Raw genomic sequence first — 20,942 nt, 5'->3', positions numbered from 1 at the left:
GCCTCCGACGCCAAAGCCTGACCGCATAATCGGCCCGTTTGATCCATTTGCGCTGTCCAAATCCGCGCAAACCCCACCAAATCAGTTGACGACCATGGCCCCAGTGTATCACTCACAGGGCTCAAGCTATTCGAAAAGGATGATCCGATGATCCCGTCCGTTCTGCCGACCTATAACCGCGCGCCCCTGACATTCGTGAAGGGCGAAGGCGCCTGGCTGACCGAGGCGGATGGCCGACGTTTTCTGGATCTGGGCGCGGGCATAGCGGTAAACGCGCTGGGTCATGCGCATCCGGCGCTGGTGGCGGCCCTGACGGAACAGGCGCATGCGCTGTGGCATGTTTCAAACCTCTATAACATCCCGCAACAGCAGGCACTGGCGGACAAGCTGGTGGAACACACCTTTGCCGATACGGTGTTCTTCACCAATTCGGGCACCGAATCCTGCGAATTGGCCGTCAAAATGGCCCGCAAGTATTTTTATGACAAAGGTCAGCCCGAGAAGGTCGAGATCATCACCTTCGACGGCTCATTCCATGGCCGGTCATCGGCGGGTATCGCCGCCGCCGGGTCCGAGAAAATGACCAAAGGTTTCGGCCCGCTGCTTCCCGGCTTTGTGCATCTGACATTCGGAGACCTCGACGGTGTCACCAACGCCATCACCGACAACACGGCGGCCATCCTGATCGAACCGGTTCAGGGCGAAGGCGGCATCCGCCCCGTTCCGGATGCAGAGCTGAAAGCCCTGCGCCAGATTTGCGATGATAACGGCCTTTTGCTGATCCTCGATGAAGTCCAATGCGGCGTTGGGCGGACCGGCAAACTCTTTGCCCATGAATGGGCCGGCATCACGCCGGATATCATGATGGTCGCCAAAGGCATCGGCGGCGGTTTTCCTCTGGGTGCGGTTCTGGCCACCGAAGAGGCCGCCAGCGGCATGACGGCAGGCACCCACGGCTCGACCTATGGCGGCAACCCCTTGGGCTGTGCCGTCGGCTGCGCGGTGATTGATCAGGTCGCTACTCCGGCCTTCCTCGAAGGTGTGAATCGCAAGGCAGGCCTGCTGCGTCAGAAGCTCGAAGGCCTGATCGCGGACCACCCCGAAGTATTCGAGGAGGTGCGCGGCTCAGGTTTGATGCTTGGCCTGAAATGCAAACCCGCCAATATCGACGTGGTCAACGCTGGCTATGACAACGAGGTCATAACGGTTCCCGCCGCAGATAACGTGATCCGCCTGCTGCCGCCGCTGACCCTCACCGAGGATGACATCGCACAAGCCCTGATCCGCCTCGAGAAAACTGCGGCACAAGTCGAAAACGCAATGGCTTCGGCCTGAACTCGCCTGATTAAAAAGTGAATTAAAATGAACCACTTCCTTGATATCCACAAAACTGACGCAGGTGATCTGCGGAACATGATCGATCAGGCCAGCGCGATGAAACAGGCGCGCCTTGGGCGTCCCAAAGCCGCCCCCGACGATGAGCAGCCTCTGGCAGGCCGCATGGTTGCGCTGATCTTTGAAAAGCCATCAACGCGGACCCGCGTGTCCTTCGATGTTGGCGTGCGCCAAATGGGCGGGCAGACTATGGTACTGTCCGGCAAGGACATGCAGCTGGGCCATGGCGAGACCATCGCCGACACCGCCCGGGTCCTGTCGCGCTATGTCGACATGATCATGATCCGAACCTTTGATGAAACCATCCTGACCGAGATGTCCGAATACTCGGACGTTCCCGTCATCAATGGTCTGACCGATCGTACACATCCCTGCCAGATCATGGCCGATGTGCTGACCTATGAAGAGCATCGCGGCCCCATCGCAGGAAAAAAGGTCGTTTGGACCGGCGACGGCAACAATGTCTGCGCTTCATTTCTGCATGCCGCCGGTCAATTCGGTTTCGACCTGACATTCACCGGCCCGGCGCAGCTGGACCCAGAAGAAGAATTCATGGGGCTTGCACGCCAGAAGGGCTCGAAAATCGTGATCGAACGGGACCCGCACAAAGCTGTTGAAGGGGCCGACCTTGTAGTCGCCGACACCTGGGTCTCGATGCACGATTCCCAATCCGCGAAGGAGCGCCGCCACAACATGCTGCGCCCCTATCAGGTCAACGCCGAGCTGATGTCGCATGCCAAGCCAGACGCGTTGTTCATGCACTGCCTGCCCGCGCACCGCGAAGAAGAGGCCACATCCGAGGTCATGGACGGCCCGAACTCGGTGATCTTTGACGAGGCCGAAAACCGCCTGCATGCGCAAAAAGCCGTGATGCGCTGGTGTCTGGGCGTCTGAGGCCGACAGCAATCTGGGAGAGCCATAGATGGCTCTCTTAAATCTCGGAGCAACCAATGCCACACATCACTCTGGAATTCTCCGCCGGGCTCGAAAAAACTCATGATTTTCAAGCCATCTGTGAGCAGCTCTATTCCGTGCTCGCCGCGCATGAAGAATTCGATGCCCCAACACTCAAAATCCGTGCCACCTCGTTTCCGTATTTCCGCATCGGGACCGAACCGCAGACCTTCATTCATGCCACGCTCTTGTTGCTGCAGGGCCGTGATGAGGCAACGCGCGCCGAGTTGAACGCGATCATTCTGAATGTTCTGGCTGCGTCTGCGCCCACGGTCGGCAGCATCACCGTGCGGGATGTTGAAATAGATCGCGCGACCTATGCCAAACGCCTATCAGCCTGACGCGGCCCCGGTATGCGTATGGGAGGACTAAACGCGTCGGGTCACATCCCAGACCCGTAGTCTGGCGAGCGTAGCGACGCACGCCAGAACTACCAGCACACACAATGCGATCTTGGTCATGCTCTCCATTGTGCCCTCAATCAGCAGGGCGTGTACGACACTGCCCAGTATGGTCACCAGCGCCAGTCCTGTGTGCCCCAGACGCCAGAGCCGAAATCGCAGGTTCAGGCGTAGGCGCAGAACGCCCATCGTTGCTGCAGCAAAACCCGTCCACATCGCGATCACACCCCAGACGGAAAAGGGTGTGGCTGATACGAATAGAAGCGCGTCCACGACATCCGGCGGGCTCGTGATCCACAAACCGCCCACATGGATTACGATCGCTGCGACAAGGGCCAGACCGCACCGCCTGTGCCATAAGCGGCTGCGCACAGGTGAAAGCCCAGGCAACCAGCGTCCGGCCAGCAAGGGTTGCATCAGCAGAAGGCACATCCCGACGATGCCCGCAAACCCGGCTAGGATGTAGATCGGCTCGCGCCACGCCAGATAAGGGCTGAATGCTGCCGCGATAACCGGCACCAGAAGGGCGACAATCAACGCTGCCCAGATCAGTATGCGCCTCAACACGTATCAGGCAGGCTGCAAGACGAAATGCGCGGCAAGCGTTTTATCCTTCGCGCTCGACATCACCGGGCGTAGGAAAACCGTTTCGAATTCGCCGCTGTCATAGGCGAGATGCCCGTGCGGTTGGCCAAAGGCGGGCACGATTTGTGGCATCTCAAGCCGAAATTCACCGTTCGCATCCGTCAGCGTCGCCCCATGGCTGCGCTGGTCGCGCTCGTGCCCCTCGGTCGTATGCGCCCAGATCTGGATACGTTGGCCGGGCAAGGGGGCACCGTCGCCTGCGCGGCGCACGGTGCCGGTCATCCAGAAACCTCCGCCGCCGATGCGCTGCACAATAGGGGCGCCGGGGCGATAGTTGTTCGATCCGCCCCGCATGGACGGGGTCGGTGCAACGCCCTGCGCCCGCGCGGGCGTGGTCAGCCCGGCCGTGCCTAGCGCTGCAAAACAGCCCGCCGTAACCAACGCGCTGCGGCGGGTAAGAAGAACGTGCGACATCGAGAGGGCTCCTTTCGATAACGGGCATGTTGTCTGGCCTGACACTCAATCTAGCACGTTTGTTGCGAAAGCCGAGTTAAGCTGGTCTGAAGATCGGGTCATTTCATCACCGTCACGTGAGCGTTGCCGCCGTTTCCGCCCATCGTGCACTGTATATGTGCACTCATGCGCTATGCCAGATAATAAATCATACTATATTCCACATTATCAAACATATTGAAGCCCAAGCCAGATCCTGACCTAAGGGAGAGCGAGAATGAGCTGGAATCCGACCCATACCCCCGACTGCCGGTCCGAGAACCCGGCGCTGGACAGCCTGATCATCCCCCGTGCCCGTGATCTGGGCGGGTTCGAGGTGCGCCGCGCGCTACCCTCGGTCAAACGGCAACTGGTCGGCCCCTTCATCTTCTTCGACCAAATGGGTCCGGCCGAATTCATCACCGAAGGCGGTATTGACGTACGGCCGCATCCCCATATCGGACTTGGTACCGTGACCTATTTATATCAGGGCGAGTTTGAACACCGCGACAGTCTCGGCACGCATCAGATGATCTATCCCGGCGAGGTCAACTGGATGGTCGCTGGGCGTGGCGTGACCCATTCCGAACGTACCAGTGACCAAACACGCGGCAAGAAACACAGCCTGTTTGGCATCCAGACTTGGATCGCCCTGCCCGAAACTCACGAAGATATGGCCCCCGATTTCGAACACCACAAACAGGGCGCGTTGCCCCATATTCAGGATGCAGGCGTCAGCGCCCGCCTGATCCTTGGTTCCGCCTATGGCGAAACCAGCCCGGTCACCATGCTGTCCGAGACCTTTTATCTCGACGTCCAGCTCGAACCGGGTGCCTCCTTCCCACTGCCCGACAATCACGAGGATCGCGGTGTCTATGTCACCACAGGCTCGGTCGAGATCGCAGGCGACAGCTTCGAGGCGGGTCGCATGATGGTCTTCCGCCCCGGCGATCACCTGTCCGTGAAGGCCGGACCACTGGGTGCGCGGCTGTTGCTGCTGGGCGGCGCGACCTTGAACGAAGATCGCTACATCTGGTGGAACTTCGTCTCCTCTTCGAAGGAGAAAATCGAAACCGCCACACGCGAATGGAAAACTGCCGACTGGGCGAACGGCGCCTTCCACCTGCCGCCCGGTGATGATCAGGAGTTCATTCCGATCTCGGAAGACCTCGAACGCACCCGCCCCAGACGCGCCCGCGTCTGACCTCACGTCACGCTGGCTCCGTTGAACGATCCCGGCGATCCTTGGAGGCACAGCGGAGGTAAGCCATGAATATTGTCATCGCCGGTGCAGGCAGCATTGGCTGCTTTTGCGGCGCATTGCTGGCCGCAGCGGGACACAGCGTGACACTGCTGGGTCGCGCGCGGGTGCTGAACGCCATCCGGGGACAGGGGCTGACGGTGACAGATTTCTCGAACCTGCATCGTCACGTCGCCGCCGCACAACTCACGCTCAGCGAAGACCCTGCCTGTCTTGGGGATGCCGAGTTGGTCATCGTCACGGTAAAAACCGGCGCGACCGCCGAGATGGCAGCGCTGATCGCCGCATACGCCACGGAAACGGCCCCGGTTCTGTCTTGGCAGAATGGGCTCGAGAACGCCCGCACCCTGCGCACCGCTCTTCCCGGACGCGACGTTCGGGCTGGAATGGTGCCCTTCAACGTGGTGCCGACGGGCCCGGCAACCTATCACCGCGCCACATCGGGCGAGATCGTCATCGAGCGTGGCTCCCGGTCTCTGGCTGAACGCCTTAGCGCCCCAGATCTACCCGTCAGCGAAAGCGACCAGATCGAGGCAGTGCAATGGGGTAAGCTGGTGATCAACCTCAACAATGCATTGAACGCATTGTCCGGCCAGACCTTGCAAAACCAACTGCTCGACCGAAACTGGCGTCGCCTGATGGCTGATCAAATGGCCGAGGCGCAGCGTGTTTTGAAAGTCGCCGAGATCGAGGCCACCTCCACAACGCCACTACCCGCATGGATGACACCGCACATTCTACGTCTGCCAACGCCAATTTTTACACGAATTGCGGCAAAAATGCTGACCATCGACCCCAATGCGCGCACCTCGATGGCTTATGATCTGACGGCGGGTCGCCCGACCGAAATCGACAGTCTACAGGGCGAAATCATCAAACTCGGCCAACAGTACGCGATCCCAACCCCGATCAATAGCCGAGTCTCTCAACTCATCCATCAATCACCGGACACGCCGCTCACAGTCGACCAGATCATAACCTGATCCGTCTCTTCATCTGGCCTAAAATACCTCGGAGCGCGAGGCAGAGCCTCGCAAATTCCGATCAAGCGAACGCAGTCAAAACCCAGAAAATTAGCGCCGACATCACTGCCGCTGCCGGTACCGTGATCACCCAGGCCGCCACGATGGTCATGAAATGCGACCGCCGCACCAGCTTGCGCCGCCGCCGTTCCTCGCGCGCCAGTCGCAGCTCTGCCGGTCGCTGGCGGTTCGAGTATTTCCACCGCCGTTCTGCATGCCACTCCCGATAGAAGCCAACACCAAAGACGGCCCCAACCGCGATATGAGTCGAACTGACCGGCAGACCCAGCCAACTGGCGACGATGACCGTGATCGCCGCCGATAGCGCGACACAGAACGCCCGCATCGGGTTCAGCTTGGTGATCTGGCTGCCGACCATACGGATCAGCTTGGGACCGAACAGGAATAGGCCGAACGAGATGCCAAACGCGCCGATCACCATGACCCATGTCGGGATCGAGACTTTCGTGGCAAAATCTCCGAACTCGGCCGCATGCACGATCGCCGCCAGTGGACCCACCGCATTGGCCACATCATTGGCCCCATGCGCAAAGCTCAGAAATGTGGCCGAAATCACCAGAGGCAGACCAAACAATGTCTTCAACGACCGGGTCCGGTTCTCCAACCCTTCAGACTTGCGCTTGACCCACGGTACCGTCGCAGCCCAGACCAGGCCGCCAAAGGTCAGACCGATCAAAAGGGCAAATTGAAGATCAATTTTGACGATCCGCTTCAGGCCTTTGACCGACAAGTAGGTGGCAAACGCCCCTGCCATCACGGCAACCAGAATGGGCACCCAGCGCCGCGCTGCCGCGATCTTGTCGTCCTGATACTGGATCTTGTGTTTGATCAATGCCAGAAAGGCGGCTGCAATCATCCCGCCCAAAACGGGTGAGATCACCCAACTGGCGGCAATCGCGCTCATCGTGCCCCAGCTCACCGCACTTAGGCCCGCCGCAGCAATGCCGGCACCCATCACGCCGCCAACCACCGAATGCGTGGTCGAAACCGGTGCCCCGACCCAGGTAGCCAGATTGACCCACAGTGCCGACGATATCAGGGCCGCCATCATTGCCCAGATGAACACATTGCTGTTCTGCACCGACATCGGATCGATGATGCCCTTAGAGATGGTCGAAACCACATCCCCCCCTGCCAGCAATGCGCCTGCGCTTTCTGCGATGGCGGCAATCAGGATGGCTCCGCCCATGGTCAGAGCATTGGCCCCAACTGCCGGGCCCATATTGTTGGCCACGTCGTTGGCACCGATATTGATCGCCATGTAAGCGCCGAATGCAGCAGCTGCGACAACGATCACGCCGCCATCGGCCCGTCCGAACAGAAGCGCTGCAGCCAAACCCGCCAGCGCGATAAAGGCCAGTGCAATTCCGGGGGCCAACAGAGGACGCGATACTTGGGCATTGGCGTGCTCAACGCGCGAGATACGCTGTAGGTCACGGTCCAGTGCGTGCCAACGGGCTTTGGTGGGGTGGTCTGACATCGGTTCACAACGGCTGTTTTGAATGATGCCCGCCGCTAAACGGTTCCAATGGGCGCGGCAACCTTTGTCATCAGTTTTTTACAATATTGTTACAATTGCAGTAGCAAGTCGCGCAATTCCGGCTCTTGCACGCGTTCGGCGGCCACCTTCGGGGACACCCAGCAGCGCTTACGCTGATCGGACTCGGGGAATACATCCGCCAGATCGGTCACCTCGATCCGATAAACGCTGGTGATCACCGGCAACGCCGTGCCGTCATCCAACCTTTTGTCGTAAGAGTAATGACCAACGGGATCTTTCTGCACCTCAGTCGCGCGCACTCCAGCCTCTTCCCAGGCTTCTCGCAATGCGGTTTCCGGCCCGTTGAGCCCATCAATGGGCCAGCCTTTGGGGATAATCCAGCGTCCGGTGCCCCGACTGGTGATTAACAAAACGTCGTCACCGGGACCTGCCTTGCGGGTACACAACGCAGCAACCTGCACCCGGCTTGGGCGCTGGATCAGCGGTCGCGCGACCTCTTCCCAGATGTTGCGTATCCATGTCGTCATGTCAGGCCTGCTCGGGCGTATTCTTTTTGTAATTCGAAGAAGTTACATAATCATGTATTGCTGAGTTAACAATACCGCTCTCGGATAACCGCAAAATATGGCCTGAACTTTCAGTGTTTCGTGTATTTTTGCAGCGATTTGTGCGCTTTCCGCCGTTTCCGCCAATGAGGCTTATCAACGCCCACCTGATCAGCTTAGCCTTTGCGCCGCTTCGCGCGCAGCGTCGGATCCGCCTGAGTTGGATCTTCGGGCCAGGGATGTTTTGGGTACTGCGCCCGCATGTCCTTGCGCACATCCGCATAAGACCCGGCCCAGAATCCGGGCAGATCACGGGTGATCTGGATCGGTCGCTGGGCCGGTGACAGCAGCGTGATCTTCAAAGGCTCGCCCCCAACTACCGGATGTTGCGTAACGCCGAATACCTCTTGCAGCCTAACCGAGATTTCGGGCACAGCACCGCCATAGTCAATTGGCAGCTTGCGGCCCAACGGAGTCACAAACGAGCCCGGCGCCCGCCGATCCAGTTCCTGCATCTGGTCCCAGTCCAGCCGGGCGCGCAGCGCGGGCAGCAGGTCGAACCGCTTCCAGTCATCGGCATTGCGCACGCCCGAGAGCATCGGCAGCAGCCAGTCTTCCAGCGTTTCCATCAGCCCGGTTTCCGAGAAGTCCGGCAGATCAGCGCCTTCCGCGCGGATCAACTCGACCCGAGCGGCCAATCGCGCTGCGGCCCCGTTCAGCCGCACACCCAGATCGCGCACCCCGTCCAACATCGCCCGCGCCAACGCGTCCTCGGGGACATCTTTCCAGATGCGGTCGTCCAGCGTGATTGCTCCGAACCGCTCTTGCCTGCGCGCCACGACACGGCGTTCGCGTTTCGACCAGTCGCAGCTGTTGACCCACGCGATCTGATCGCCGAATAGATCGCGAATTTCCCCCTCGGAAATCTGCGCTGCCATGCGCACGCGCGCTTCACGCGGGTTCCCATCCGTATCCGTCACCACAAGATAAGGTGCACCCACCAGCGTATCACCGGCTTCCAGCACGACGCCTTTGCCACCCGACAGGACATAACGCGGGACATCTCCCTTGCGTCGCTGTCCGATGCGATCGGGATAGGCCAGCGCCGCCATCGCTGCCGGGCTCAGACCGCCCGCATCCTTAGATTGCGCGCGCAACCGCTTTGCTTCGCCCTTGATCCGATCCAGCGCGCCCATGTTGACCTGCCAGACCCGATTGCGCTGAAACGCGCGCACGTCCCGCAGCACCTCAAGCCTCAAAGACAGATCGACCGGCGCGCCCCGCAGCGGATCGCGTTCCGCCATCAGCGCCGCCAGTGTCGCGGCCTCAGATCCCGCGTGCAGCAGCATGTGCCCCAGCCGAGGATGCAGCGCCAGCGCCGCCAGCGCCTGCCCATGTTCGGTGATCCTACCTTTGCCATCCAGGGCACCCAGCATCGCCAGCAACGCGCGCGCCTCGGCCAGCGTGCCTTCGGGCGGCGCGGTCAGAAACGCAAGATCACCCGGTTCTGCGCCCCAGAGCGACAATTCTAACGCCAGCCCGGTCAGATCGGCAGCCTCGATTTCGGCAGGCGGGTAGGCGGCTAGTGCACCTTCTTCGCCCTTGGACCACAACCGATAGCAGACACCTTCGGCCACACGCCCCGCACGGCCTGCGCGCTGCGTCGCTTCGGCCCGCGTCACCCGCTCGGTCACCAGCCGCGACATGCCTGATCCGGGATCGAACCGCGCCTGCCGGGCTTGCCCCATATCGACCACCACGCGGATATCGGGAATAGTCAGCGAGGTTTCGGCAATCGACGTCGCCAGAACCACCTTGCGACCTTGCTTAACCGGCGCAATCGCCGCGCGCTGGGCGGCAAAGGGCAGTGCTCCGAACAAAGGCCGCACTGAACAGGTGTCGGGTAGACGGCTGGCCAAAGCCGCCTCGGCCCGCCGAATTTCACCTTCACCGGGCAGGAACACCAGCATGCCCCCTTTGGTTTCCCGTTCGGCTCGCACCACCAGATCGATCAGCGCATCCAGTCGTCGCGCCTGCGGCCCCAAAGGCCGGTCCAACCAGCGGGTCTCGACCGGATAGCTGCGCCCTTCGGATGTCACCAGAGGCGCGTTCATCAGCTGGCCCACCGGTTCAGCATCCAGCGTCGCGGACATCGCCAGCAAGATCAGGTCATCGCGCAACGCTCCAGTCACCTCAAGGCACAGTGCAAGCCCAAGATCGGCGTTCAGGGACCGTTCGTGGAATTCATCGAATATCACAGCACCTACGCCGGGCAGGTCAGGTTCGGATTGCAGCATCCGTGTCAGGATACCTTCGGTCACAACCTCGATGTGCGTCGCCTTTGAAACTTTCACGTCTCCACGGACACGATAGCCCACGGTCTGGCCCACGGGTTCACCCAGCGTCTCGGCCATGCGTTCGGCGGCGGCGCGGGCGGCCAGCCGCCGGGGTTCCAGCATGACGATCCGGCCCTCGCACAGACCGGCCTGCAGCATCTCAAGCGGCACGCGGGTTGTCTTGCCCGCACCCGGCGGCGCCTGCAGCACCGCGCGCCCATGCGTTCGCAAAGCGTTCAGAAGATCGGGAATGGCGTCATCAATGGGCAACCGGGTCATATCGCCTTATCGCCAAAGCCTCGGCCAAGGTCCAGCGTCGCCAAACTCGGCTTCGGTTGGGGCTGGACAAACCGGGTCATCCCCCCTCATCTAGGGCAAATTCCAGCCGGGGACTTACCGATGAACATTGCCGAGCTTGGCGACAGGATCTTGAACGGAGAGCGCAGGGCATTGGCCCGTGCGATCACACTGGTCGAAAGCGGGCGTGAAGATCATCGGGCGCAGGCAACCGCGCTGCTGGATCAATTGAGCGGCGCCGGACGCCAGGCGTTGCGGATCGGCCTGTCGGGCACGCCGGGTGTGGGCAAATCGACCTTTATCGAAAGCTTCGGCATGATGCTGACGGGGCTGGGGCTGCGCGTTGCGGTTCTTGCAGTTGACCCCAGCTCGGCCCGTTCGGGGGGCTCGATCCTGGGCGACAAGACCCGCATGGAAAGGCTGAGCCGCGAGAAAAACGCCTTTATCCGCCCGTCCCCCAGCCAGAGCCATCTTGGTGGCGTGGCGCGCCGCACACGCGAAGCGATTGCACTTTGTGAGGCGGCTGGTTTTGACGTCGTGCTGATTGAAACCGTGGGTGTGGGCCAATCGGAAACCGTTGTGGCCGAGATGTCTGACCTGTTCCTGCTGCTGCTGGCCCCGGCGGGCGGAGATGAGTTGCAGGGCGTCAAGCGCGGCATCATGGAGATGGCCGACATGATCCTGATCAACAAGGCCGATGGCGACCTGAAAGCGACTGCCACCCGCACCTGCGCCGATTACGCGGGCGCGCTGCGTCTGTTGCGCAAGCGCCCACAGGACCCCGAAGGGTTTCCCAAGGCCATGACGGTTTCAGCGGTTGAAGAGCATGGGCTGGAACAGGCCTGGGACGAAATGCAGGCCCTGACCACTTGGCGGCGCGAAGCCGGGCATTGGGTATTGAACCGCGCCACACAGGCACAATACTGGTTCGAGCAAGAGGTACGCCACGCATTGCTTGCGCGTCTCGAAACGCCGCAGATGCGCAGTCGGATGAGCGATCTTGGCGCTCAGGTCAGTGCGGGCCACCTCAGCCCATCGGCGGCGGCCGAACAAATCCTCTCCGGGCTGTCCGACGCGTAACACTCTGGCGGTATGATGCGTGCGCGGCTGGTGCGCTGACCGCTAATCGTGTATTAAAGCTACATATATTGTTGTGTTTGAGTGTAAGTCACTGCGTTTGAACCGGGTTGAGAAAGGGCTTGGTCAGCTCGGATCGTGCCCGGATTCTCCGAGGAACGGGACACGTCAGAATGCCCAATATCAATGGTACCAACGGCGACGACGATATCGATGTCACAAATGACAACGGTACTCTGAACGGAAACCCGGCGACGCCTCCGGTGACCGGTATCCGTGGCCGTGGCGGCGATGACGATATCACCATCACCAATAGCACCATTGCCAACAATGTCCTGGGCAATGCAGGCACCGACACGATCATTGTCACCAACAGCACGGTTGGCGGGCGCATCGCTAGCGGGTCCGATGCGGATACGGTTGATATCAGGGGGTCAACCGTCGGCGATATCCGGCTTGGTGCCGGTAATGACACGCTGAATTTCACCAGCACCACGGTGTCGGGTGACATTCGCGGCGGCAGCGGAACCGACACGCTGAACCTCCCTGAGGGCACTGTTATCACGGACGATACTTTCGGGGTGATTACGGTCGAAGACGGGGTTGGTTATTCAGTCTCTAGCGGCACATTTACCCTGCCTTCAGGCATCACCGTCACGTATTCAGCGTTCGAGAACGGGTCGGGTATGCCCTGTTTCACGCGCGATACATTGATCACGACGCAGCAGGGCCAGACCCCCATCCAGTCGCTGTGCACCGGTGACCTGATCCCCACGCTGGGGCAGGGCCTGCACCCGATCCGTTGGATCGGGCGGCGTGAATTTGATCGCTTCCAGCTTGAAGCCAACCCCAGACTCTGGCCTGTGCGTATCCTTGCAGGGGCATTGGGCGAGGGGCTGCCGCATCGCGATCTGCTGGTCTCGCGCCAGCATCGGATGCTGGTGCACTCAAAGATCGCCCAACGCATGTTCGGCACGACCGAGGTTCTGATTCCGGCCATCAAACTCACCGCAATGCCGGATATCTACGTTGATGAAAGCGTGGAAAGCGTCGAGTATTACCACCTGCTGTTCGACCGCCATCAGGTGATCTTTGCCGAGGACGCGCCAACCGAAAGCCTCTATACCGGCCCCGAAGCGCTGAAAATGCTGAGCGCCGCGTCGCGTCGCGAGATATTCGAGATTTTTCCCGAACTGACAGACCTTGACTACCGCGCCGACCCGGCCCGCATGATCCCCGGCGGGCGGCTGCAAGCGCAGTTGATCACGCGGCATTTGAAGAATAACAAGCCGCTGTTGCGGATGTCCCCGATCTTGACCTCAAATGAATTCAACTCGGGTGCAAAGATTTCGCCGCAGCCGTCTTGACCCTTCGCGCGATTCCCACTAAACGCATCCAACCAGTTTTCGGGCGCGACTTCGGGTTGCGCCCCTTGTGATTTGGCCGCGGGTCTTGTACCCGGCCTCCAGAAACAAAGGAAGAAACCATGTCGCGCCGTTGCGAACTGACCGGAAAAGGCCCGATGACTGGCAACAATGTCAGCCACGCCAAAAACAGAACTCGTCGCCGTTTTCTGCCCAACCTGAACGACGTTACCCTGCAGTCGGAAACTCTGGGTCGTGGCGTCAAGCTGCGCATCTCGGCAGCTGCCCTGCGCTCGGTCGACCACCGCGGAGGTCTGGACGCGTTCCTGGCCAAAGCCAAGGATGACGAGCTGTCGGCGAACGCCCTGAAAGTGAAGAAAGAAATCGCCAAGGCACAAGCCTCGGCCTAAGCGCTTTCTCACGCAAGAATTCAGCCCTGCACCCTGCGGTGTGGGGCTTTTCTTTTTTGCATTCGCTGCCCCTGTGCGAATGATTGTCTCTGAAATGGTAATAAAACGCCCCGCTTCGTGACGTTGTTCACAGAACGCCTGCTGAATATCGCATATGTTTATGCATATTCATGTTGAGGGGGTTACCATGTCACTCAAAGCAAAGAATTTTCTGTTTTTACTGCCAAGATCAATTGCAAAAGCCGTGATCCGCTGCACCCGGATGCAGCGCCGGGTAAACCGACTGCATACGGGGATGAATGCCGAGGCGTTCAGGCCGCCGAAAAGCTGAGCTAGGCCATACTGTCTCAGCCACTGCTTTGCGCTTGAAGCCGGTTCAGCGGGCGGCGTATATACCAAGCTGACATGACAGGCTTTTTCCGCACATTTCTGCCTTATGCGCTGTCCCTGATGGTGATCCTCACCGGGCAGGGACTGGCCGTGTCGCGGGGTATGGAGCGCGCGGTCGGGCAGATGGTTTTGTGCACCGGCAGCGGGCCGGTCGTCGTCTATATGGACGAAGACGGCCAACCGACCCGCGCACCGCAATACTGCCCTGACTATGCGCTCAACCTGCTGGGCGCGATACATGAAGCCTCGGTTGCCGTACCTCCGGCCCCGTCGCGCGCGCTGCCCGCGCCGTCGCTCCTTTCCCAGCATCTGATTGCCGCGCCGTTGCCGCGACACCCAGCTCGTGCCCCGCCGGTTTCTGCCTGATTCCAGTTTCCAAACTCTATCAGACAGTTACCAAGGAGAGGCACAATGACCCTCAAATCCAGCCTGCTTGCAGTCCTGACTACCTTTTCGCTGACCGGTGCGGCGCTGGCTGCCGATACCATCTCGGTCGAAGACCCTTATGCACGGTCTTCGGGCAAAACCGCGAAGGCGGGTGCCGCCTTCATGATGATCCAGAATCAAAGCGATACCGATGACCGCCTGATCGGCGTGACCTCGGATGCGGCTGCCCGAGTGGAACTGCACACTCATAAGGTTGACGAAAACGGTGTCGCTAAGATGGTGCATGTGAAGGAAGGCTTCGCCATTCCGGCGGGCGAAACCCACATGCTGAAACGCGGCGGTGATCACGTCATGTTCATGGGCCTGACCGCGCCTTTCGAACAGGGCGGAACCGTTCCCGTCACTCTGATCTTCGAAAATGCTGGAGAGGTCGCGGTCGAGATCCCGGTCGATCTTGAGCGCCAGGACAAAGGCGGCCATTCGAACTAACGCCTGTCTTCAGGCTGTGGTACAGCCATCATCCATACGTCAGGCCGGGCAATGCCCGGCCTGTTGCGTCATCTGTTGACGGTTTTCATCCCCAATCGATCGCCCGCTTTTTTGAACCGTGCCGCCAGAAAGAACATCACCACCGCCGAGGTCAGCGCGAAGAAGGCAATTGCCCAGCCCAACGCCACCATGCCGCTGCCGGGCCAGAAGATCAGCACCAGCCCGACGATGAGTGCGAAGATACCTGAATTACGCACCGTTGCGCGCTCGGGGTCTTGTGGATGCATTTGCGGCAGCGCCATGAACGAGCCGATCGCAACGAACAGCGCCATCGCCCCCATGAGGGTGAAGGCCAGCCAGGCCACGCCCTGTGGCCAGATCAGCAACACCAAACCGATCAGCGCGGCACCGATCCCGAAGCCTCCGATCAGCCCGCGCCGCCCAAAACCCAGCCAGGTCAGCGCGCCATCCAGAATCAGCAGCGCCCCTACCAATCGCAGCAATAATGAGATGCTGCTGGTCGGCCAGAACAGCGCTGCAATCCCGATCAGACCTGCGAGAATTCCACGCAGCAGAAAGGTCCACCACAGGCTGGCCAGATTGGTACTTAACGTATCGCGCGCGTCGATACTGCTGTCGTCAAGGATTTCTCCGTCTTTGGGCGGTAGATCGGTCATGTCACTCACTCGGGTTTGCGTTTTCTGCACCATAGACGGGAAGACGCGCCGCTGTCTGCCCCTATCGCGTGCTGCCTCGCGCCAACAGCTCATCGACCCAGCGCGGTACTGCCTTCGAGGCTGGCCCCAGCCGGGTTTCATCAAATATTCCGGCTGATGGCTCAAGGTTCAATTCGATCGTCCGCGCGCCCACGGCCCGCGCCTCTTGTACAAACCCTGCCGCCGGATAAACCTGCCCCGAGGTGCCGATCGAGGCGAACAGCGATGCTTCCATCAGATGGTCGTAGATCTCATCCATGAAATATGGCATCTCGCCGAACCATACCACGTCGGGCCGGGCCGAGGGCTGGTGACAGGACGGGCAGGGCTCACCCACATCCATTTCGGGTGGCGAAGCCCAACGATATCCGCACGCCTCACACAAAGCCCCAGCCAAGGTGCCATGCATATGGATCACATGCGCGGCCCCTCCTGCCTCGTGCAGGCTGTCGACATTCTGGGTGACAAGGATCACCTCTCCAGGCCAGCCCTGCTGCAACCGGGCCAGCGCCTGATGCGCCGCGTTGGGTTGCGCCTTGGCGGCCTGTACTCGGCGGGCATTGTAAAACTGATGCACCAGCGACGGATTGCGGGCAAAGCCCTCGGGCGTGGCCACATCCTCGATCCGGTGCTGCGCCCACAGGCCCCCTTCATCGCGGAACGTGCCCAACCCGCTTTCGGCGGAAATCCCGGCCCCGGTCAGAATGACGATCTTTTCCATACCTGCCCCACGCGCTAAACCTCTCTTATGTCACACCGTATCCTTTTCGTCTGCCTGGGCAATATCTGCCGGTCCCCCGCCGCCGAGGGCGCTTTTCGCGCCCGCGCCCCGCATCACCAGACCGACAGCGCCGGAACCTCGGGCTGGCATATCGGAGACCCGCCCTACGGCCCAATGCAAAAGGCCGCCCGCGCGCGTGATATCGACCTCAGCGACCTACGCGCGCGCCAGTTCGTGGCCGAGGATTTCAACCACTTCGACCTGATCATCGGAATGGACGCAGAAAACATCGCGAACATCGAAGATTTGCGCCCGGACGGCAACGACACCCCGGTCCGCCTGTTGACCGATTTCGCCCCCCATACCGCTGCCGACCATGTGCCTGACCCGTACTACACCGGGGATTTCGACGGCGTTCTGGACCTGATCGAAGAGGCCGTGGCGGGGCTGGATGCGCGTCTTCGCACTTCGTTTCAATAACCAGTTTCGTCCTGTTTGAGAAAGCGATTAAGGATCAGCGACGATCACGAGATTTAGCACCTTGAATTCGCACAGTCGCATATGTTCACAATTAGGTTCAAAATACGCAGCCTCAATTCGGCTGTGGGCTGCATCATTGCGCGAATACGCCCTGCTCTAGTGGTTCCAAAATCTAATTCTCAACCGCGGATGCTGGATGCCAGGCGGGTACATGCCAGTCACAACCGCGCTGAAGACATAGCCCTTCTTGATGACAATACCTAAGCCCAACCGAAACCGACCTTGAAAGATCGTCGGTCGGGTTGCCTAAATCCTGGTCTAATTGGCTCGGGCGTGTAAATGGAGGAAGATCCAACCTGTGCTCTAAGGCAGTAAGCAGGTCAAAAATGGTGCTGCCATCAAAACCGTGATGACCTTCATCCTCCTCTTTCTGTGGATAAGACAGCGAGTGGTATCGATAAAAGCCGGTATTCCATCTTTTTAATACCGCTTCGAACGCATCTTGGAGCGTTGTTTCTCTTCGCTCCTTTTGCATCTTCAGATCCCAGTCCAGAACTTCCCAAGAGATCGTGCCAACAATAAAGTGCCATGCAGTTAACCGGTCACATTCGGGTTGTTCCAAAATCCAGAAAGCGGCCTCTAAGCGATCACCTTCAAATTCTTCGAAATCGGTAACGATCTCATTCCAGAGCCGGATATCAGGGTGTTCCAGTGATTTGAGGAACGGCAGCCATCCATCCTTTAGAAGGTGCATTGCGGAATCGCTCCCTCCAACCCGTTGAAGCCAATCCGAAGACGCGCTTGCTCTATCCCGGATGGATGCTTCTCGTTGTTCAAGAACAGCCCCCAAATTGCCAAAGGCTTGAGCTATCGCAATTCCTTTGAGCCATTTAGATCTTTCAAGGCTACTTTTCTCGTTGCCAAAATGACTCCCAAACATCTTAAGTTGATAAAGCGAGCGAATTTCGTCATCGGACAATGGAGATAGCTTATTCGTCTTGGTAGGCGCTGAGCTCCATTTCTCTGGCTTAATAGTGTAGAGCATACATCTAATCAGATTGCCGAGCGTCGAGAGATCGTTGATTATACTCTCGTCGTTTTTCAGGCCACGCCAGGCGAAGAAATTTGATGTCAAATGCACGGCAACTATTTGTTCGATATTGTACTTATCCCGGTCCACTTGGGCGCTTATGCGTGCGATGTCATCATCAAGAGAAGCCCACAGCGCGGGGTTGCTCATTGAATAAGCCAAGAACTCTAACATTCCTGACCGATCTTCAGCAGGCAGTGAAGGTCTTCTTTCAGAATTCATGAGACCCATGCTTCTCCGAAGGGCACTGCACCTCGCCTCGGCTCTGGAGCGTTTTCGCTTAATAATGAAAGGTGTGGATGCAAGTCCGACGACCAAGCAGAGTATTAATAATAAAGTCATCCAGATTACAAAACTGCCTTTCACGCCTTGGAGAGCGTCAGGTCACCCCACCACCTTCAATTGACCACCCAACCACGGCAGTTGCGCAATCGCTAGATCAACGATCTGGCTGCGCATCAGGCGTCTGATCATGTCGGCCACCTCCTGAGGTACCTGATCGGACCAGTCGGTCCGTGTAAACAAGGAAATGGTGCGTGCGAACTCACCGAACGGGGCAGGGTGCGCCTCCATCCCGTCGTGGAAGCGGGCGGCGCGCATATAGCCCAGCGGCGTGGTGATCGCCCAGCCCAGCCCCCGCGCCACCATCGCCATCAGCGCCAGGTGTGAGCCGATCTCGAACCGTTCCTCGAACTCCAGCTGCTGCCGCGCCAGATGGCTTTCGATCTGACGGCTGATCAACTGCTCGCGGGCATAGCGCAGAAAGGGCAGATCCTGCACTGGTTGCGCAACGCCCTTAGGCGCGACCAGAATGAACGGATCCTGCACCAGCGGATATTCGACCACGCCCTCCAGCACCTCGCCAGAATGGGCCGAGACCGCCATGTGCAGGCGCTGCGCTTCCAGCTCGGCAAACAGGTCCAGACTGGGCAGCGTGATCAGCTTGAATTTCGACCGGGTCAGACTGTCGGCCAGCAACGTCGCCAATCGCGGCGTCAGGTCGTTGTCGAAATCGTCGATCAAGCCGATGGACAGGGTGGTCAGATGCCCCAGATCCATCACCGCCAGTTCGCCTTGCGCCATCTGCAACTCGGCCAGCACTGCCTCGGCCCGCGCCAGGAAACTGCGGCCGGCCTGTGTCAGTCGCATCGGTCGCCGCCCGTGATCCACCAAATCGGTGCCCAAAGCCTTTTCCAGATTGCGCAACTGCTGGGAAACCGAGGGCTGGCTGAGCCCCGTGATCTCGGCCGCCTGCGCCACCGATCCCGTCCGCGCCAGCGCCTCGAACACCTCAAGGCCCCGAAGGGTCAGCCCTTTCATCACCATCGCACATACCTTTCGCTGCGCCTTTTCTGAGGCGCAGCGTGCATCAGGTCAAGGATTGCCTCGGACTTAGCTACAGATCGCTTGTGCCATCTGGCCAAAGTTCTGATACCGATCCCACAGCGCATCATCGCGCGCGGTCTGCGACATCTTCAACTCCTGCGCCTGATGCGGGTTGGTGAACCACTTGGCGACGGTCTTCTGATCACTACGCGTCAGCGCCTGATCCGCCACGCGCTGAATACACCGGCACCGCGCCCGCGTCGCCGCTTCACGGTCTGATGCCAGACACGCCCGCTTGATCTGCGCCGCGTCCACCGTGTGGGCCACCGACGTCAGCGATGCCGCACAAAATGCGATTAAGAGGAACTGTTTCATACTCGAGCCTCGTTTTTTGCCTGCCCGGAGGGATCTTCTGCCCCTCTCGGTCTGCGGCGGAGTATGAATCAAAGTGGATTCGGGATCAATCATACGTTGCGAAAAAGTGAATACCCGAGTCGGAAACACACCACCCCGTAGGCCGGGCTTCAAACCGGCACCGGTTAGCGTAGCAATGGAAGCCATTCCTGCATAGCTTTGATTAAAAGCTGAATCTTTTCAGGGTTCTGAGCAATGTAAGCGCCACCAACTAGAGGAATGCTCCATTTGATTGTGGCATCAATCGCAAGATCGGCTTTTCTTCCAGTCCATTTGATCATTGTCGCAAACGCAGTTTGCAGCGACTTCAAAATAGCCTCTAAGCGGTCAACATCTGGCTGTGCTTTTCTAACTTCTTCCGAAAGTTCCTCTACAGATTCCCAGATCAAAGTAATCGAATTCTGAAACTGCAAATCTGATGCGGGACCGGGTGGGTGGTTGCCTCCGATGCCAAAGCGGCCGAGTGATCTGGTTCCGAGATTTTGTCTTAGGTCATCAACCGCCCGCTCTACCGCCATGCGTTTGCGTATTTGTTCAATTTCGCGAGCTACGAATTCGACGCCTCCATCCCAGATTGCCTCTGGTATCCTCGAAACATTGTATTCAAACATCGGTTCAATAGGATCACCGGATAGGTAGCCTTGGTACCATTGATGCCAAAATGCCCATTTTTTAGGGTCGGCATTAAAGAAATTGAGTAAGCTACTTACTTCGAGATCAATATGTTCTGGTAAATTGGACCATATTGGTAGTCTGTGAAGCGCCCCAGCATCATGATTAGTATTAAGGAACTCCAAGTCGGTCAGTAAGTTCCCTTCGTCAACTGATTTGGCCGGAGAAAGCCGCGCGTCTCTAAGGTCCATGAAGATGTGTCCACCACCGTCTGCAAGGTCGGGATAATGCTCCCAAACGCACTCGTACATTTGTGTTTCGGCACTGTGAGCAACACGAAACTCAATTTCTTGGCTATGACCGGAGAACGAAATTTCCCAATCGTCTACGTTGCATCCCCATTGCATGTCGGCGGTTCGAGGGTTAGGCCCGCCAACTGTGCACACGTTAATTGCAAATCTCAAAGCACTTAAGATTTTGGCCTCGCTGAGTGAATTATAGTCACTTGCAACGAGAAACAATGATCGTAGAAAAACGCGGGCTATCGCCACTTTGGTTTGCTCAGTTCTAAGAGCATGGAACAACTTTGCTTCGCGCTCAAAATTAAGCTGCAACGAAAACTCTCCCACCTTGACCAACCCACGATTCCTCTACAT

General features: G+C 59.0%; 22 protein-coding genes. 11 read left to right on the top strand and 11 right to left on the bottom strand.

Annotated elements, in window-relative coordinates; all coding sequences use genetic code 11:
- Positions 1-147 precede the first annotated feature (147 nt).
- The 3 genes from ACR0EN_RS12540 to ACR0EN_RS12530 are packed head-to-tail and all read left to right on the top strand — an operon-like array spanning position 148 to position 2,690.
- Entirely contained in the window at positions 148-1,335 is a 1,188-nt protein-coding gene (locus ACR0EN_RS12540) for an aspartate aminotransferase family protein (RefSeq protein WP_170424237.1), read from the top strand.
- A gap of 27 nt (positions 1,336-1,362) precedes the next feature.
- Positions 1,363-2,289 (top strand): ornithine carbamoyltransferase, encoded by a 927-nt coding sequence (gene argF / locus ACR0EN_RS12535; RefSeq protein WP_170404219.1) that lies wholly within the window; start codon positions 1,363-1,365, stop codon positions 2,287-2,289.
- 56 nt (positions 2,290-2,345) lie between these two features.
- Positions 2,346-2,690, top strand: coding sequence for a tautomerase family protein (locus ACR0EN_RS12530; protein WP_170511329.1), 345 nt, complete (start codon positions 2,346-2,348; stop codon positions 2,688-2,690).
- Between the two features lie 27 nt (positions 2,691-2,717).
- Here the strand turns inward: ACR0EN_RS12530 and ACR0EN_RS12525 are convergent, their stop codons facing one another.
- Both ACR0EN_RS12525 and ACR0EN_RS12520 read right to left on the bottom strand, forming a co-directional pair.
- The gene (locus tag ACR0EN_RS12525; protein ID WP_480587014.1) at positions 2,718-3,314 is read right to left on the bottom strand and encodes a ferric reductase-like transmembrane domain-containing protein; all 597 of its coding nucleotides are present in this window, start codon (positions 3,312-3,314) and stop codon (positions 2,718-2,720) included.
- Between the two features lie 6 nt (positions 3,315-3,320).
- Complete coding sequence (locus ACR0EN_RS12520; protein ID WP_170397223.1) at positions 3,321-3,809, bottom strand: peptidase associated/transthyretin-like domain-containing protein; 489 nt, start codon at positions 3,807-3,809, stop codon at positions 3,321-3,323.
- Positions 3,810-4,065: 256 nt separating this feature from the next.
- On the opposite strand from ACR0EN_RS12520, the gene ACR0EN_RS12515 reads away from it, so the two are divergent.
- Both ACR0EN_RS12515 and ACR0EN_RS12510 read left to right on the top strand, forming a co-directional pair.
- A complete protein-coding gene (locus ACR0EN_RS12515) occupies positions 4,066-5,031 on the top strand; it encodes a pirin family protein (protein ID WP_170424227.1) in 966 nt (321 codons plus the stop codon).
- Positions 5,032-5,096: 65 nt separating this feature from the next.
- The gene (locus ACR0EN_RS12510) at positions 5,097-6,071 is read left to right on the top strand and encodes a 2-dehydropantoate 2-reductase (RefSeq protein WP_480587010.1); all 975 of its coding nucleotides are present in this window, start codon (positions 5,097-5,099) and stop codon (positions 6,069-6,071) included.
- A 61-nt stretch (positions 6,072-6,132) separates the two neighbouring features.
- Here the strand turns inward: ACR0EN_RS12510 and ACR0EN_RS12505 are convergent, their stop codons facing one another.
- The 3 genes from ACR0EN_RS12505 to hrpB form a co-directional block, all read right to left on the bottom strand.
- Complete coding sequence (locus tag ACR0EN_RS12505; RefSeq protein WP_170397220.1) at positions 6,133-7,611, bottom strand: inorganic phosphate transporter; 1,479 nt, start codon at positions 7,609-7,611, stop codon at positions 6,133-6,135.
- Between the two features lie 89 nt (positions 7,612-7,700).
- Positions 7,701-8,159, bottom strand: a complete 459-nt coding sequence (locus tag ACR0EN_RS12500) for an NUDIX hydrolase (protein WP_170404203.1) — start codon at positions 8,157-8,159, stop codon at positions 7,701-7,703.
- 194 nt (positions 8,160-8,353) lie between these two features.
- Positions 8,354-10,792: an ATP-dependent helicase HrpB gene (gene hrpB / locus ACR0EN_RS12495; protein ID WP_480587007.1), complete on the bottom strand. Its 2,439-nt coding sequence runs from the start codon at positions 10,790-10,792 to the stop codon at positions 8,354-8,356.
- Positions 10,793-10,912: 120 nt separating this feature from the next.
- Between hrpB and meaB the strand changes: the two genes are divergently transcribed.
- The 5 genes from meaB to ACR0EN_RS12470 all read left to right on the top strand — a co-directional run bounded on the left by meaB (position 10,913) and on the right by ACR0EN_RS12470 (position 14,927).
- Positions 10,913-11,890, top strand: a complete 978-nt coding sequence (meaB, locus tag ACR0EN_RS12490; protein WP_170663846.1) for a methylmalonyl Co-A mutase-associated GTPase MeaB — start codon at positions 10,913-10,915, stop codon at positions 11,888-11,890.
- Between the two features lie 170 nt (positions 11,891-12,060).
- Positions 12,061-13,254, top strand: a complete 1,194-nt coding sequence (locus ACR0EN_RS12485; protein ID WP_480561184.1) for a Hint domain-containing protein — start codon at positions 12,061-12,063, stop codon at positions 13,252-13,254.
- 119 nt (positions 13,255-13,373) lie between these two features.
- Entirely contained in the window at positions 13,374-13,661 is a 288-nt protein-coding gene (rpmB, locus tag ACR0EN_RS12480; RefSeq protein ID WP_008756960.1) for a 50S ribosomal protein L28, read from the top strand.
- 405 nt (positions 13,662-14,066) lie between these two features.
- On the top strand, positions 14,067-14,417 hold the full coding sequence (locus ACR0EN_RS12475; protein ID WP_170424215.1) for a glycosyltransferase family protein: 351 nt from the start codon (positions 14,067-14,069) through the stop codon (positions 14,415-14,417).
- A 45-nt stretch (positions 14,418-14,462) separates the two neighbouring features.
- Positions 14,463-14,927, top strand: a complete 465-nt coding sequence (locus ACR0EN_RS12470) for a copper chaperone PCu(A)C (protein WP_480570811.1) — start codon at positions 14,463-14,465, stop codon at positions 14,925-14,927.
- A 68-nt stretch (positions 14,928-14,995) separates the two neighbouring features.
- Here ACR0EN_RS12470 and ACR0EN_RS12465 read toward each other — a convergent pair whose 3' ends face one another.
- The gene (locus ACR0EN_RS12465; protein ID WP_480587004.1) at positions 14,996-15,604 is read right to left on the bottom strand and encodes an HdeD family acid-resistance protein; all 609 of its coding nucleotides are present in this window, start codon (positions 15,602-15,604) and stop codon (positions 14,996-14,998) included.
- Between the two features lie 61 nt (positions 15,605-15,665).
- The gene (locus ACR0EN_RS12460) at positions 15,666-16,364 is read right to left on the bottom strand and encodes an NAD-dependent deacylase (RefSeq protein ID WP_170511485.1); all 699 of its coding nucleotides are present in this window, start codon (positions 16,362-16,364) and stop codon (positions 15,666-15,668) included.
- A 27-nt stretch (positions 16,365-16,391) separates the two neighbouring features.
- On the opposite strand from ACR0EN_RS12460, the gene ACR0EN_RS12455 reads away from it, so the two are divergent.
- Entirely contained in the window at positions 16,392-16,844 is a 453-nt protein-coding gene (locus ACR0EN_RS12455) for a low molecular weight protein-tyrosine-phosphatase (protein WP_170818049.1), read from the top strand.
- A 172-nt stretch (positions 16,845-17,016) separates the two neighbouring features.
- Here the strand turns inward: ACR0EN_RS12455 and ACR0EN_RS12450 are convergent, their stop codons facing one another.
- From ACR0EN_RS12450 to ACR0EN_RS12435, 4 genes are all read right to left on the bottom strand, one after another.
- Positions 17,017-18,156 carry a hypothetical protein gene (locus ACR0EN_RS12450; protein ID WP_480587000.1) on the bottom strand — a complete coding sequence of 380 codons (1,140 nt, stop codon included), beginning with the start codon at positions 18,154-18,156 and terminating at the stop codon, positions 17,017-17,019.
- 162 nt (positions 18,157-18,318) lie between these two features.
- Complete coding sequence (locus tag ACR0EN_RS12445; RefSeq protein ID WP_170818047.1) at positions 18,319-19,260, bottom strand: LysR family transcriptional regulator; 942 nt, start codon at positions 19,258-19,260, stop codon at positions 18,319-18,321.
- 66 nt (positions 19,261-19,326) lie between these two features.
- A complete protein-coding gene (locus ACR0EN_RS12440; RefSeq protein WP_170511491.1) occupies positions 19,327-19,635 on the bottom strand; it encodes a hypothetical protein in 309 nt (102 codons plus the stop codon).
- 164 nt (positions 19,636-19,799) lie between these two features.
- Complete coding sequence (locus tag ACR0EN_RS12435) at positions 19,800-20,924, bottom strand: hypothetical protein (protein ID WP_480586996.1); 1,125 nt, start codon at positions 20,922-20,924, stop codon at positions 19,800-19,802.
- Between the last annotated feature and the right edge of the window lie 18 nt (positions 20,925-20,942).

The sequence above is a fragment of the Ruegeria sp. AB7 genome, from assembly GCF_056542625.1.
Note: the sequence above shows the minus strand (reverse complement) of the source record. Positions and strands in the feature narration are given on the sequence as shown.

What these genes read in the sequence shown, in the direction of transcription:
- rpmB (WP_008756960.1), top strand. Translation starts at nt 13,374, where the DNA reads ATGTCGCGCCGTTGCGAACTGACCGGAAAAGGCCCGATGACTGGCAAC.
- ACR0EN_RS12460 (WP_170511485.1), bottom strand. Translation starts at nt 16,364, where the DNA reads ATGGAAAAGATCGTCATTCTGACCGGGGCCGGGATTTCCGCCGAAAGC.
- ACR0EN_RS12510 (WP_480587010.1), top strand. Translation starts at nt 5,097, where the DNA reads ATGAATATTGTCATCGCCGGTGCAGGCAGCATTGGCTGCTTTTGCGGC.
- ACR0EN_RS12465 (WP_480587004.1), bottom strand. Translation starts at nt 15,604, where the DNA reads ATGACCGATCTACCGCCCAAAGACGGAGAAATCCTTGACGACAGCAGT.
- ACR0EN_RS12530 (WP_170511329.1), top strand. Translation starts at nt 2,346, where the DNA reads ATGCCACACATCACTCTGGAATTCTCCGCCGGGCTCGAAAAAACTCAT.
- ACR0EN_RS12520 (WP_170397223.1), bottom strand. Translation starts at nt 3,809, where the DNA reads ATGTCGCACGTTCTTCTTACCCGCCGCAGCGCGTTGGTTACGGCGGGC.
- ACR0EN_RS12505 (WP_170397220.1), bottom strand. Translation starts at nt 7,611, where the DNA reads ATGTCAGACCACCCCACCAAAGCCCGTTGGCACGCACTGGACCGTGAC.
- ACR0EN_RS12515 (WP_170424227.1), top strand. Translation starts at nt 4,066, where the DNA reads ATGAGCTGGAATCCGACCCATACCCCCGACTGCCGGTCCGAGAACCCG.
- ACR0EN_RS12485 (WP_480561184.1), top strand. Translation starts at nt 12,061, where the DNA reads ATGCCCAATATCAATGGTACCAACGGCGACGACGATATCGATGTCACA.
- ACR0EN_RS12455 (WP_170818049.1), top strand. Translation starts at nt 16,392, where the DNA reads ATGTCACACCGTATCCTTTTCGTCTGCCTGGGCAATATCTGCCGGTCC.
- ACR0EN_RS12440 (WP_170511491.1), bottom strand. Translation starts at nt 19,635, where the DNA reads ATGAAACAGTTCCTCTTAATCGCATTTTGTGCGGCATCGCTGACGTCG.
- argF (WP_170404219.1), top strand. Translation starts at nt 1,363, where the DNA reads ATGAACCACTTCCTTGATATCCACAAAACTGACGCAGGTGATCTGCGG.
- ACR0EN_RS12475 (WP_170424215.1), top strand. Translation starts at nt 14,067, where the DNA reads ATGACAGGCTTTTTCCGCACATTTCTGCCTTATGCGCTGTCCCTGATG.
- ACR0EN_RS12450 (WP_480587000.1), bottom strand. Translation starts at nt 18,156, where the DNA reads ATGAATTCTGAAAGAAGACCTTCACTGCCTGCTGAAGATCGGTCAGGA.
- ACR0EN_RS12500 (WP_170404203.1), bottom strand. Translation starts at nt 8,159, where the DNA reads ATGACGACATGGATACGCAACATCTGGGAAGAGGTCGCGCGACCGCTG.
- ACR0EN_RS12445 (WP_170818047.1), bottom strand. Translation starts at nt 19,260, where the DNA reads ATGGTGATGAAAGGGCTGACCCTTCGGGGCCTTGAGGTGTTCGAGGCG.
- hrpB (WP_480587007.1), bottom strand. Translation starts at nt 10,792, where the DNA reads ATGACCCGGTTGCCCATTGATGACGCCATTCCCGATCTTCTGAACGCT.
- ACR0EN_RS12470 (WP_480570811.1), top strand. Translation starts at nt 14,463, where the DNA reads ATGACCCTCAAATCCAGCCTGCTTGCAGTCCTGACTACCTTTTCGCTG.
- meaB (WP_170663846.1), top strand. Translation starts at nt 10,913, where the DNA reads ATGAACATTGCCGAGCTTGGCGACAGGATCTTGAACGGAGAGCGCAGG.
- ACR0EN_RS12540 (WP_170424237.1), top strand. Translation starts at nt 148, where the DNA reads ATGATCCCGTCCGTTCTGCCGACCTATAACCGCGCGCCCCTGACATTC.